This is a genomic window from Micromonospora sp. NPDC023633 (assembly GCF_040640035.1).
In the GTDB taxonomy this organism is placed as follows: Bacteria; Actinomycetota; Actinomycetes; order Mycobacteriales; family Micromonosporaceae; genus Micromonospora.
Genome location: NZ_JBFABB010000170.1, coordinates 1 through 11,752, shown reverse-complemented (window position 1 = coordinate 11,752; position 11,752 = coordinate 1). Strand labels below are relative to the sequence as shown.

Annotated in this window: 12 protein-coding genes, 1 tRNA gene and 2 pseudogenes; 6 read left to right on the top strand and 9 right to left on the bottom strand. The window is 71.0% G+C overall.

The genetic code is table 11. From position 1 onward, the window contains the following. The first annotated feature begins 271 nt into the window (after nucleotides 1-271). Nucleotides 272-1,696, top strand: coding sequence for a sugar porter family MFS transporter (locus AB0G13_RS31550; protein ID WP_357882323.1), 1,425 nt, complete (start codon nucleotides 272-274; stop codon nucleotides 1,694-1,696). Nucleotides 1,697-1,791: 95 nt separating this feature from the next. On the opposite strand, the gene AB0G13_RS31545 is transcribed toward AB0G13_RS31550, so the two are convergent. Continuing rightward, nucleotides 1,792-2,379: an NADPH-dependent FMN reductase gene (locus AB0G13_RS31545; RefSeq protein WP_357882320.1), complete on the bottom strand. Its 588-nt coding sequence runs from the start codon at nucleotides 2,377-2,379 to the stop codon at nucleotides 1,792-1,794. Nucleotides 2,380-2,470: 91 nt separating this feature from the next. On the opposite strand from AB0G13_RS31545, the gene AB0G13_RS31540 reads away from it, so the two are divergent. The 5 genes from AB0G13_RS31540 to AB0G13_RS31520 all read left to right on the top strand — a co-directional run bounded on the left by AB0G13_RS31540 (nucleotide 2,471) and on the right by AB0G13_RS31520 (nucleotide 6,750). After that, nucleotides 2,471-2,953 carry a MarR family winged helix-turn-helix transcriptional regulator gene (locus tag AB0G13_RS31540; RefSeq protein ID WP_357882317.1) on the top strand — a complete coding sequence of 161 codons (483 nt, stop codon included), beginning with the start codon at nucleotides 2,471-2,473 and terminating at the stop codon, nucleotides 2,951-2,953. A 51-nt stretch (nucleotides 2,954-3,004) separates the two neighbouring features. After that, entirely contained in the window at nucleotides 3,005-5,497 is a 2,493-nt protein-coding gene (locus AB0G13_RS31535) for a transketolase C-terminal domain-containing protein (protein WP_357882314.1), read from the top strand. Between the two features lie 112 nt (nucleotides 5,498-5,609). Next, nucleotides 5,610-6,047 carry a DUF3052 domain-containing protein gene (locus AB0G13_RS31530; RefSeq protein WP_121400356.1) on the top strand — a complete coding sequence of 146 codons (438 nt, stop codon included), beginning with the start codon at nucleotides 5,610-5,612 and terminating at the stop codon, nucleotides 6,045-6,047. 83 nt (nucleotides 6,048-6,130) lie between these two features. Further along, nucleotides 6,131-6,598, top strand: coding sequence for a peroxiredoxin (locus AB0G13_RS31525; RefSeq protein WP_088999030.1), 468 nt, complete (start codon nucleotides 6,131-6,133; stop codon nucleotides 6,596-6,598). Nucleotides 6,599-6,678: 80 nt separating this feature from the next. Beyond that, nucleotides 6,679-6,750 (top strand) — tRNA-Val (locus tag AB0G13_RS31520). Nucleotides 6,751-7,088: 338 nt separating this feature from the next. Here the strand turns inward: AB0G13_RS31520 and AB0G13_RS31515 are convergent. The 8 genes and pseudogenes from AB0G13_RS31515 to AB0G13_RS31480 form a co-directional block, all read right to left on the bottom strand. Further along, nucleotides 7,089-7,247 carry a hypothetical protein gene (locus tag AB0G13_RS31515; RefSeq protein WP_357882311.1) on the bottom strand — a complete coding sequence of 53 codons (159 nt, stop codon included), beginning with the start codon at nucleotides 7,245-7,247 and terminating at the stop codon, nucleotides 7,089-7,091. A gap of 170 nt (nucleotides 7,248-7,417) precedes the next feature. Next, nucleotides 7,418-7,990, bottom strand: coding sequence for a hypothetical protein (locus AB0G13_RS31510; protein WP_357882308.1), 573 nt, complete (start codon nucleotides 7,988-7,990; stop codon nucleotides 7,418-7,420). 146 nt (nucleotides 7,991-8,136) lie between these two features. Next, nucleotides 8,137-8,478 carry a hypothetical protein gene (locus tag AB0G13_RS31505; protein ID WP_357882306.1) on the bottom strand — a complete coding sequence of 114 codons (342 nt, stop codon included), beginning with the start codon at nucleotides 8,476-8,478 and terminating at the stop codon, nucleotides 8,137-8,139. Beyond that, nucleotides 8,456-9,528, bottom strand: a pseudogene (locus AB0G13_RS31500) (IS110 family transposase). Before AB0G13_RS31500 ends, AB0G13_RS31505 begins: the two are co-directional and overlap by 23 nt. A gap of 320 nt (nucleotides 9,529-9,848) precedes the next feature. Beyond that, nucleotides 9,849-10,328: a hypothetical protein gene (locus AB0G13_RS31495; RefSeq protein ID WP_357882303.1), complete on the bottom strand. Its 480-nt coding sequence runs from the start codon at nucleotides 10,326-10,328 to the stop codon at nucleotides 9,849-9,851. Between the two features lie 44 nt (nucleotides 10,329-10,372). Further along, on the bottom strand, nucleotides 10,373-10,885 hold the full coding sequence (locus AB0G13_RS31490; protein WP_357882300.1) for a hypothetical protein: 513 nt from the start codon (nucleotides 10,883-10,885) through the stop codon (nucleotides 10,373-10,375). Continuing rightward, nucleotides 10,851-11,195 (bottom strand): hypothetical protein, encoded by a 345-nt coding sequence (locus AB0G13_RS31485; protein WP_357882297.1) that lies wholly within the window; start codon nucleotides 11,193-11,195, stop codon nucleotides 10,851-10,853. The genes AB0G13_RS31490 and AB0G13_RS31485 overlap by 35 nt, the downstream gene beginning before the upstream one ends. Before the next feature lie 34 nt (nucleotides 11,196-11,229). Further along, nucleotides 11,230-11,752 (bottom strand): annotated as a pseudogene (locus tag AB0G13_RS31480) (integrase core domain-containing protein); the annotation flags it as partial.

Sequence of the window (11,752 nt, the reverse complement as noted above, 5' to 3'; positions counted from 1 at the left end):
ACGTCCTGTTCGCCATGCTCCGCGACAAGATCCCTTACCAGCCACGCCCGACCAGCCCCGTCCCCGCTTGACGAAACCCATAGGGACACCCCCCCGTCCGGGCGCGGCAGGGCGGGCCGGCGGGGACCGGGCCGGACGATCTCCGCCCCGATTGTCCGGCGGCCCCGGTCGGGTCACCCGAGTGCGCGCAACGCCGACAGGAGGAAGGCCCGGGCGCGCGACATTCCCGTTGGGGCCGGGTGGAGCCGCCCGCTGATGCAGCATGAACGGCATGGACGCCGGCGATGGCGGGGCAGAGGCGGAGCCGGGCGGGCGCCCGGAGGAGCGCCGTTCGGCCGTCGTGGTGGCCGGGGCCGCGGCGATCGGCGGCTTCCTGTTCGGCTACGACACGGCCGTGATCAACGGCGCGGTGGACGCCATCGAGGCCGAGTTCCGCCTCTCCCCGCTGGTGCTCGGGGCCGCGGTCTCCTCGGCCCTGGTCGGTGGCGCCGTGGGCGCCTGGTTCGCCGGGCCGCTGGCCGACCGGATCGGCCGGGTGGGGGTCATGCGGATCGCCGCGGTCCTCTTCGCGGTCAGCAGCGCCGGCGCGGCCCTCGCCGTGGGACCGGTCAGCCTGACCGCGTGGCGGGTCGTCGGCGGCCTGGCCGTCGGCGCGGCGAGCGTGATCGCTCCGGCCTACATCGCCGAGGTGGCGCCGGCCGAGCAGCGCGGCCGGCTCGGTTCCCTCCAGCAGCTCGCCATCGTCTCCGGCATCTTCGTCGCGCTGGTGGTCGACTACGCCCTGGCCACCCTGGCCGGCGGCGCCGGTGCGCAGGAGCCGTGGGGCGGTGCGGCGTGGCGCTGGATGTTCGCCTCGGCCGCGGTTCCCGCGGTGGTCTACGGGGTGGTCGCGCTGCGGATCCCCGAGTCGCCCCGCTACCTCGTGCGCCGCAAGCGCTACGACCAGGCTCGCGCGGTGCTCAGCAAGTACGTGGGCGACGGGGTGCGGGTGGGGGAGATCGACCGGTCACTCGCCGGAGGCGGGCGGGGGACGCGGCTGTCACAGCTACGCGGCGAACCCGCCGGGCGGCGGCTGGGCCTGCTGCCGATCGTCTGGGTCGGCATGGTCCTGGGGGCGTTGCAGCAGCTGGTCGGCATCAACGTGGTCTTCTACTACTCCACCACGCTGTGGCGGGCCGTCGGTTTCGAGGAACGGGACGCGTTGGTCACGAGCGTGATCACCAGCGGCACGAACATCGTCGCCACGCTCATCGCGATCGCGCTCGTCGACCGGGTCGGCCGCAAGCCGTTGCTGGCCGTGGGCGCCGGCGGCATGGTGCTCACCCTCGCCGTCCTCGCCTGGTGCTTCAGCCGCGCCACGGGGTCGGGGGAGAACCTCAGCCTGCCACCGACCGTGGGCGTGATCGCCCTCGTCACCGCCAACCTCTACGTCGTGTCCTTCGCCGCGAGCTGGGGCCCGGTGCTCTGGGTGCTGCTCGGCGAGATGTTCAACAACCGGATCCGCGCCGCCGCCATCGCCGTCGCCGGAACCGTCCAGTGGACCGCGAATTGGTTGGTGACCGTCAGCTTCCCCGCCATCGCCGAGGTCGGGCTCACGCTCGCGTACGGCGTCTACACCGCCTTCGCGGTGCTGGCCCTCGTCTTCGTGGCGCGCGCCGTCCCGGAGACCAAGGGCCGCGAGTTGGAGACGATGTGAGCCTTCGACGATCGTGGGGTGGGCGGCGTCGGTCGCGCCGGCGCCCCGGCGGGCGTCGCGCCGCCGACCCCACGATCGAGCCGGCCGCTCGGGGGTCAGGCGGTGGCGAGAGCGAGCCGGGCCACGCGGATCCTGGTGGTGAGGGCGTCGAGCAGGCCGCGCAGCAGCGCCTCCGTGGTCTCGTCCTTGACGGTGCCGTCCGGCGCGATCTTCTCGTGCGCGTTGGTCACGATGATCTCCGGCTTGCTGAGCACGGTGGAATCGGTCCCCAGGAACAGCTGCCGGAGCTGGAGCTGGGCCCGGACGGTGCCCATCCCGGTCGGCGCCGCGCCCATGATGGCCACCGGCTTGTGCGCCAGCGGTGACACCCAGGAAGTGATCGGGAAGCTCGGCCGGGACGCCCAGTCGAGGGCGTTCTTCAGCACCCCGGGCACCCCGTAGTTGTACTCCGGGGTGGCGATGAGCAGCGCGTCCGCCGCCGCGATCCGCTGCCGCAGGTCGACCACGGACGCCGGCGGCTCAGCCTCGACGTCCTCGTTGAAGGGCGGGATGGCGCCGAGCCCCTCGTACCGCTCGATGGTCAGCCGCTCCGGGGCGAGGCGCTGCGCGGCCCGGATCAGCGCGGTGTTGTACGACGCGTCGCGCAGGCTGCCGGAGATGGCGAGGACCGAGAAGTCGGACATGCTGGTTCCTCCGTTCGGCGCTCGACGCGATTTGCGTGAGCTGCTAAACGGTAGAGCTATTCAACTATTGACCGCAAGTAGGATGGGAGGCATGGCGCAGCACACCGTCCCCTCCACCCCGCCGGATCCCGCCGACCGCGCGGCGCTGGCCGGCGACGTGGTGCGCCGCATCACGCACATCGCCGCCGCGCTGCGCCACCACCAGGACGTGGAGATCGCCGAGCTGGGGCTGACCCCCGCGACCGCCCGGGCGCTGCACGAGCTGGACCCGGACCGGCCGCTGCCGGCCCGCGACCTCGCCGAGGGGCTGGGCTGCGACCGCTCCAACGTGACCGCCCTGGTCGACAAGCTGGAGCGGGCCGGGCTGGTCGAGCGGCGCACCGACCCCGCCGACCGGCGGCAGAAGACGCTGATGGTGACCGGGCCGGGGCGGCAGGTGCGGGCCCGGGTGCACCAGGTCATGTCGGACTCCCGGCTGCTCGCCGGGCTCACCGTGCGGGAGCTGGCGACCCTGCGCGAGCTGGTCTGGAAGGTCTCCGACGGCGGCTGCCCCGAACGGTGCGGCGACGACTGACCCACGCCGCGTCGAACGTGTCCGAGTGGGCGCGCAGGCCGCTCGTCGGTAATGCTGTCCGACGTGACCACCCCGCAAGATCTCGACGACCGGTTCCGGGAGACGCTGGCCGCGCTGGCCACCCCGCCGCAGCGGCGTGACCCGGCACGGCCGGTCACCGACGACACGACGTTGACCGGCGCGCGGGCGCTGGACCTCTTCGAGGCCCAGGCCACCAGCCGCCAGCTCGACCTGGCCGGCCGGTGGCTGCGCAGCTTCGGCGAGGGCTTCCACACGATCGGTTCCGCCGGCCACGAGGGGAACGCCGCGGTCGCCGCCGCGCTGCGCGCGACCGACCCGGCGCTGCTGCACTACCGCTCGGGCGCCTTCTACTGCGTCCGCGCCGCCCAGGCCGACCGGCCGGCGCCGGCCGAGCGCCCCGAGGCCGAGCAGGGCGGGACCGGGCAGCCGGCCGCGGCCGACGGGCCCGTCGAGGCAGACCCGGCCGGGTCCGGCGACGGTTCCCGGCCGGACGCCGCCGACCCGGACGAGCCCACCGGCGGCGCCGGGTCCGTCGCGGACCGGCCGCTTGCCCCGGCGTACGCCGAGGCGGCCCGCGACGTGCTGCGGGGCATGGTGGCCTCCAGCCTCGAGCCGATCGCCGGCGGGCGGCACAAGGTCTTCGGCCGGGCCGACCTGGCCGTCGTCCCGACCACCTCCACCGTCGCCTCGCACCTGCCCCGCGCCGTCGGGATGGGGCTGGCGGTGGAGCGGCTCCGCCGGCTGGAGACCTCCGGCCGGCGCGACGGGGTGCGGGTCGGCAGCGGTGGGGGCGCCGCGCAGGCGTCCTGGCCGCCGGACGCCATCGTGGTCTGCTCGTTCGGCGACGCCTCGGTCAACCACGCCAGCGCCACCGCCGCGTTCAACACCGCCGGCTGGTACGACCACACCGGCCTGCGCATCCCGGTGCTCTTCGTCTGCGAGGACAACGGGCTCGGCATCAGCGTCCGCTCCCCGAGGGGGTGGGTGGAGACCACGCTGCGGTCCAAGCCGGGGGTCCGCTACTTCGCGGCGGACGGCGGCGACCTGGTGCGGGCGTACGAGGTCGCGACCGAGGCGGCGGCCTGGGTGCGCCGGCACCGGCGCCCCGCCGTGCTCCACCTGTCGACCGTGCGGCTGATGGGGCACGCCGGCGCGGACGCCGAGACCGCCTACCGCAGCGCCGGGGAGATCGCCGCCGACCTGGACCGTGACCCGCTGGCCGGCACCGCGCGGCTGCTGGTCGGGGCCGGGGTCGCCACCGGCGAGGAGCTGCTCGCCCGCTACGACGAGATCGGCTGGCAGGTGCGCCGGATCGCCGAGGAGGTGCTGGACGAGCCGAAGCTGAACGCGCCCGCGGAGGTGGTGGCCCCGCTGGCCCCCCGCCGACCGGTGCGGGTCTCCCGGGCGGTGGCCGACGCGGCGGCCCGCGCGGCAGGCCCCGGCGCCGCCGCACGGACGGAGGCGTTCGGTGGCAAACCGCCCGAGCTGACCGGCCCGCTGACGCTGGCGCAGAGCATCAACGCGGCGCTCGCCGACGGGATGCTCGACCACCCCCAGATGGCCGTGTTCGGCGAGGACGTCGGCGTCAAGGGCGGCGTCTACGGGGTGACCAAGGGGCTGCGGGACCGCTTCGGCGCGGCCCGGGTCTTCGACATGCTGCTCGACGAGACCTCGATCCTCGGGCTGGGGCTCGGCGCCGGGCTGGCCGGGATGCTGCCCGTGCCCGAGATCCAGTATCTGGCGTACCTGCACAACGCCGAGGACCAGCTGCGTGGCGAGGCCGCCACGATGCAGTTCTTCTCGCAGGGGGCCTTCCGCAACCCGATGGTGGTGCGGGTGGCCGGCCTGGCGTACCAGGAGGGCTTCGGCGGGCACTTCCACAACGACAACTCGGTGGCCGTACTCCGGGACGTGCCGGGCCTGGTGATCGCGGTCCCGGCGCGGCCGGACGACGCCGCGCCGATGCTGCGCACCTGCCTGGCCAGCGCGGCGGTGGACGGCAGTGTCTGCGTCTTCCTGGAGCCGATCGCGCTCTACCACACCCGCGACCTGTACGCCGACGGCGACGGGGAGTGGCTGGCCCACTACGCGGAGCCCGGCGCGTGGACCGGCGGGCACGTGCCGATCGGGCGGGCCCGCGTCTACGGCGTCGGCTCCGCCGAGGACGTCACGATCATCACCTTCGGTAACGGGGTGCCGATGTCGCTGCGCGCGGCGGCGACCCTCGCCGACGAGGGGATCGGCACCCGGGTGGTGGACCTGCGCTGGCTGTCCCCGTTGCCGGTGGCCGACGTCATCCGCGAGGCGGCGGCGACCGGCCGGGTGCTGGTCGTGGACGAGACCCGCCGCTCCGGCGGGGTCGGCGAGGGGGTCATCGCGGCCCTCGTGGATGCCGGATATGTCGGAGCCGCGCGGCGAGTGGCCGGAGTTGACTCGTTTGTACCATTAGGCCCGGCGGCCCGTCACGTTCTGGTCTCCGAGGAAGCAATTACCCAGGGTGCCCGCACTCTTCTGGCACGGTAAATTCCGTTCCACCCGGTGCGCCACTTGCGCGGGGAGCCACAACTGTGTGGACTTTGCCTGACGGCGTCGACGCGACGCCGCGGGCAGGGATGAGATGAGGAGGCACGCGACAGTGAGCGCGACCGCTGGTCAGGCCGCCGACGGGGTACGCAGCCTGGCGGACCGGTTCGGGATCGAACCGGGGATGGTCGTCATGGAGATGGGGTACGACGACGACGTCGACCAGGATCTCCGGGACGCCCTGACCGACCGCTGTGGAGAGCTGGTCGACGAGGACACCGACGAGGTGGTCGACGCGGTGCTGGTCTGGTATCGCGACGGCGACGGTGATCTCTTCGAGCTCCTCGTCGACGCCCTCGGCCCGCTGGCCGACAACGGTGTCGTGTGGCTGCTCACGCCCAAGGCGGGGCGCGAGGGGCACGTCGAGCCGAGCGAGGTCGCCGAGTCCGCGCCCACCGCCGGCCTCCAGCAGACCTCCACCGTCAACGCCGGCCGGGACTGGAGCGGCGCCCGCCTCGTCCTGCGCCGCGGGGCCAAGGGCAAGAAGTAGGCCGTCGTCGGCGATCACCCGGCGGCGCCCGCTGCCGGGTGTGGCAGGCTGTTGCCCATCCGACCCCATCCTGAGGAGCTCGCATGCCGATCGAGGTTGGCGCCGAGGCGCCGGACTTCGTGCTCAAGGACCAGAACAACCAGGAGGTCCGGCTCTCGGACTTCCGTGGCAAGCGCACCGTGCTGCTGGTCTTCTACCCGCTCGCCTTCACCGGGATCTGCCAGGGTGAGCTGTGCGAGGTGCGGGACAACCTCAACGACTACGTCAACGACGACGTCCAGGTGCTGACCGTGAGCGTCGACTCGGTCTACGCCCACAAGATCTGGGCCGACAAGGAGGGCTACCAGTTCCCGCTGCTGGCCGACTTCTGGCCGCACGGCGCGGTCGCCCAGTCGTACGGCGTCTTCAACGACGTCGCCGGCATCGCCAACCGGGGCACCTTCGTGATCGACAAGGCGGGCGTGGTCCGCTTCGCCGAGATGAACATGCCGGGTGAGGCGCGCGACCAGCAGGGCTGGCGCAAGGCCCTCGCCGACGCCGTCGCGGCCTGACCAACCGGGCACGCCGTACGACCGGGCCGGTGGAGGGCAGGGTAAGCTTGCCTCCCTCCGGCCCGCCGTACGGGCGTTCCGGGCGCGTAGCTCAGTGGGAGAGCACTCGCCTTACAAGCGAGGGGTCGCAGGTTCGAAACCTGCCGCGCCCACCCATCACCACCAGCACCGACACCGGCCCGAAGATCAGAGATCGGGCCGATGACAGCAACGGTGACAGCAATCGGGGTCATGAAAGCCGCCCGTCAAGCTTGCCGAGCGGCGGCAAAGTGACGGTTGAGGTTGCGCGGCTCCATCGGGGTGCCAATCTCGGAGGGGAAGACTAGGCGGTGGTCCTGCCAGATCTCGGCGACCCTCTCGCGTTCCCGACGCTGGCCCTCCTGGTGGTCGAGTAGCACCAGCCAGGTCCAGTCAGGCAGGGGAAGGACGCTGTCTGAGTCCTCGGTCTTGGTGTCTTGGAGCTGAAGCTGCGGCTACGGACTTGGCGGCACTACGCGCTGCCGGCGGCGTGGTGCGGGAGAACCGGCGGTACGGGTCCGTATACGTCGTTGACGCCCACGGTCTGCGCAGGCAGCTCCACGACGGCCTCCCTGTAGTGCACCTCGGCCAGGCCCAGGCCGTTGAAGCTGTGCGCAACGCCTTCCCCCACGTTCGGTGGACCGTCGTCGCTCTCACATGTCCCCGAGACGTGGCGGAACAAGCATCGTTCAACGTCAGACCGGCGACACTGCGGAACGCCTCAGAGCATGGGACGAGATGAATCTCGCTACCTGGGTGACACATTAGCTAGACGATCATGCTTGGGAGCAGCTTGCTCGGTCAGGGGCGGTGGGGTGACCTCAGGCGGAGTGGTGGCAGTTCCCACGGTTGCAGGGTGCCGTCGATCAGTTCGGCCAGAAACTGGACCGCCCCGCCTGTGTAGTGCCACCAGCCGCCGTTGCGGGATGCGACAGTGACCGTCCAGTCGTCGGGTCCGGCGCTGGTTGTGGTCCAGAGAAAGACATCGCCCTCGTTCGAACTGGCCCAGGGAAGCAGGCCTCCAGGAGCGGGGTGGGGGCGCAACCCGAGGGACATGTCCGCCTCCCACCAGTCCTCGACGATCTTTAGGTCGCTGCGAATGCCGTGCAGCCTGTGCTGCTCGGCGCCCGGCTCTGGGAGACCGAGAACCAAGAAGTCGCCGAGGGTAAAGGTGGGGTAGAGCGCAGCGAGCAGCTTGTAGTCGGCCGGCAGGCGTGTGCTCAGTCCTTCCTCTAGCAAAGGCCAATCCACAGCGGCGGGCTCGGGCCGGCGGTGCTGGGGGAGGCAGGGGATCGCCCGCTCCAGGGCATGCACTGCCGCAGCCGGGTCCGTGATCCGTTGCTGTGGTGCCTGCGTGCCGATGAGGTACTCCATGGGGACGAGGATGCCAGGGAGGTGCGACCTGACTGGAAGATCGATGTGTAGGACCACGTGAGCTAGCGGAGTCACGCAGGTCTTGATAACGATCTGCCACGCAGGTCCCGAGACTGGAAAGCCGGCTGCCGGCGATGTGGACGCTCCTATTGTTCGTCAAGTGGTGTTGTGGGTGACTGGCTGAGCCCGTAGAGCTCGTTGAGGTCGAGCAGGTGGTGGCCGAGCACTGATGCTGTTCGGAGGTTGAGCACGAGCACCATGAACACGTTCGGGGTCCCGGACGCGAGGAGGACGTGCTGATGCGTCCCGTCGGGCATCTGCCAGACGTTCGTTACCTCCTCGCGGCTGAAGTCGTGGCCGGCGAAGTGATCGTGGGGGATGGCGTCGAAGTAGGGCCAGAAGTCGAATGGAGGAGGCTCGTCGACGTCGACTGGTGCTGGCGGTGTCCCGTGCGTGGCTTTGAACTCATCTGCCGTCAGTAGTCGCACCGGCCCATGGTGCCTGTTCTGTCGGGCGAGGTGCGAGGTGGGTGAAGGCTTCTCTCGCGATGTAGCGCTTGAGGCATCGCATGATCTCGGTCTTGGTCTTGCCCTCTGCGGTTCGGCGGGTGACGTAGTCCGTGGTGGGCTGGTGGCAGCGCATACGGACGAGGGTGATGCGCCAGAGGGCGCGGTTGGCGTCGCGGTCGCCGCCACGGTGCAGGCGGTAGCGGTCGGTTCGTCCGGAGCTGGCCGGGATGGGGGCGACGCCGCAGAGCCGGGCGAAGGCCGCTTCGGAGTGCAAACGGTGAGGGTTGTCGCCGGCGGTGACGAGGAGTTGCCCAGCGGTGTCGACGCCGACGCCGGGCAGCGCGACCAGATTCGGGGCGGCTGCGGTGACGAGGGCGGCCAGGTGGCTGTCGAGGTCGTCGATCTCGGCCTGCAGGGCGAGCCAGCGCCGGGCGAGGCTACGCAGCGCGACTTTGGTGGCGGTCGCCGGATCAGACACCGTGCCAGGCCTCAGAGCGGCGCAGACGCGGATGAGTTTCTTGCCGGCCAGCCCGCGCACCAGCTGCCTCACGGGTTCAGGGCCGAGACGATGAGCGCTTCGACTTGACCTCCGGCTTGAATCCGAGCTTTCATCGCTCCGCGGCGGGCGACGCGCAGAGCCCGGATCATCTCGACCTGGGCGTGACGGGTCTTTGGGGTGCCGCTGGCTCGGCCGGACAGGACCGCCCGGGCGGCGGATTCGGCGTCGATGGTGTCGGTCTTGCCGATCCGGCGGCGGGTGGATCGGTCTGGGCGGTCGACTTCGACCACGGCCAGGCCGTAGTCAGTCAGGAACCGCAGCAACCCAGCGCCGTAACTGCCGCTGCCTTCCAGACCGACCTTGGTAACCGTCCCGAAGTACTCAGCCCATGTGGCGAGCTGCGCGTAGCCGCGCATCGTCGCCGGAAAGCTTCGGGTGCCCAACACCCGACCGGTCTGGTCCAACACCGCCGCGACGTGCACGTCCTTGTGCGTGTCGACCCCGACGGTCACGTCCTGGTCCTCGCTCACGCTGCCTCCCACCTGCTGTATTGACGGCAAGGCTCGACCACCGAGCACGAGGAGAACGCTGGACAGAACGGGGATGAGGGACGAACCCGAGCTCGTAATCAGGTCACCACGCCGGCCCGTGCAGGTGCCGAGAGAGGTGCCCCCGCCAACCGGGTCGACGGGTCCACATGAGGGCACGGAGCCAGTTCAAAGTCGGGTCAGGCCCGGCCGGCGGGACACCATCCCAGAATGTCTAGTCCCACCTGATGCTTGACGGATCCGTCCCAGCTCATGCTTGACGGTTGACCTAGACGAATGAGGGTGACCTTGCGGGGTCGCTGTCAGTTCCAGAGGTCTTGGCCTTCGCGGCCGGAGGGGTCGAGGGTAAGGAGGTCCTCGTGGAGGCCGTCGAGGTTTCTTCCGGTGGCCTCGCCGGTTGGGGTGATCTCGGCCAGTGCCCAAGACGGGAGTTGGTCGGTGGCCTCCTCGTCGGCGCCGAGGTGGTAGAGCATGGCGAACACCGTTTCGTAGGCCACGGCTCGGGCCAGCTGCGTGAGATCGCCTTCGCTGGCTCCCGCTTCGAGAGCCCGCCGGGCAGCAGGGATGTTGGCCAGCCCGTCATGCCAGCTGTCGATCATTTGCGGCCAGAGTGTGCGCAGGAGTCGGTAGCGGGCCAGTTGCGGGATGTCCTCCTCGATCTCGGACCGGGTCCATCCCTCGGGGTCGTCGCACCCGAGCTGGTTGAACGCGCCGAGCAGCTGTCGTGCGCGTTCCCTGGCATCAGTGGGTAGCTGCTGCAACCAGGTCTGCTGATCATCCACGCCTCGGATTGGAACATTCGCGCGGCCCAGGGGCCTCGTTGTCGTCATGCGGAGACCGGTTCCTTCTTGCGGGGTCGGCTTGCTTTGAGGTTGCGGACCGGCTGATCGGTGGTGCGTCGGACGATGCGGGTGCCGTCGTCGCAGGCGATGGCCAGCTCGGTGTCGGTGACGTGGATGGTGACGGTCTTGCCAGCGTGGACCCGGCCGAGGGCGACTTTCTGCCCGACCACCATGACGACTCCGCTGTTGGAGGCCCGCCGTTGGACCTGCACCGGTCCGGCTGCGGGTTGCGGGGGTGGCCCGGCGGGTCGGGCACCTCGCAGCCGGGCCACCTCGGCCGGGCTGAGGGGGCTGGGGCGGGTGCGGAGCAGTTGGCGGGTGTCGAGGTCGAAGAAGCTCACTGTCTTGTCATCGATGCGAATGCCGACGCGTTGCCCGCCGAGGATCTCGGCGGCCAGGACGATGTGCTGGCCCAGGGAGACGTGGCCGGCTCGGCTGATGGTCCGGTCGACCTCGACCGCCTCACCCGGTGGAGCCGGCGGCAAGGGGCGGCGCACCAGCGGGACGGCCTCCGTGGCGCAGCAGGGCAGCGAGGTCGGCGGCGGACAGGTGTGAGCGCACCGATTTCAGGCGGGCGCCGGCGATCAGGAGGTGGATGACGTCCGTGTCGGCCCAGAACGTCACCGTCACTCCCGAGCGGGCCGGGCCGAGCCAGAACTGTTTGCCCGCGACTTGCAGGTTCCCGGACGGTGGCACCACCCGGTCGAACTCCACCGCCCCCGTCACCGTCAGCTGGACCGGGATCGGAGCCGGCGGGGAGGCGAGGGCCTGGTCAACCGGCTCGGTGAGCCGGGGAGGCAGCTTCACCGGCACAACCTGCTCCGCAGCGAGGGCGGGGGGTGAACCGGTCGGCGGGGAAAGCCATGTCCAGGGACTGGTGCGGCCGGTCGGTGTTGTATTCGTGCCGGAAGACGTCGACGGCCGCCTGCACGGTCTCGAGGTCGGGCCAGACCGGCACCTCATCCAGGAGTTCGCGGCGCAGGGTCTGGTGGAACCGCTCGACCTTCCCCGTGGTGGTCGGGGAGGCGGGCTGCGTCAGCCGGTGGATGATGCCGTTCTCCCTGCAGATCCGGTCGAACATTACCTCCCCGCCCTTGCCGAACCGGTCGGTGAACTGCTTGCCGTTGTCGGTCAGCACCCTCTTCCGGCACCCAGAACCGCTGCAACCCGTCGGCGAAGGCCAGACAGACCGCCCGGCCGGTCGCCCGCCGCACGACCTGGGCGATGACACAGAACCGGGAATGGTCATCCACCCCGGTGACGACCTTCGCCTCGGTGCCGTCGGCGAGCATGATCCCGCCGACGATGTCCATCTGCCACAACTCCATCGGCCGAGCCCGCTGCCAGCGCACATAGTCCTTACG

Bases quoted from the DNA above. Each gene is read 5' to 3' on its own strand.
- AB0G13_RS31525 (WP_088999030.1), top strand. From the start codon at position 6,131: ATGCCGATCGAGGTTGGCGCCGAGGCGCCGGACTTCGTGCTCAAGGAC.
- AB0G13_RS31550 (WP_357882323.1), top strand. From the start codon at position 272: ATGGACGCCGGCGATGGCGGGGCAGAGGCGGAGCCGGGCGGGCGCCCG.
- AB0G13_RS31540 (WP_357882317.1), top strand. From the start codon at position 2,471: ATGGCGCAGCACACCGTCCCCTCCACCCCGCCGGATCCCGCCGACCGC.
- AB0G13_RS31535 (WP_357882314.1), top strand. From the start codon at position 3,005: ATGCTGTCCGACGTGACCACCCCGCAAGATCTCGACGACCGGTTCCGG.
- AB0G13_RS31510 (WP_357882308.1), bottom strand. From the start codon at position 7,990: ATGGAGTACCTCATCGGCACGCAGGCACCACAGCAACGGATCACGGAC.
- AB0G13_RS31545 (WP_357882320.1), bottom strand. From the start codon at position 2,379: ATGTCCGACTTCTCGGTCCTCGCCATCTCCGGCAGCCTGCGCGACGCG.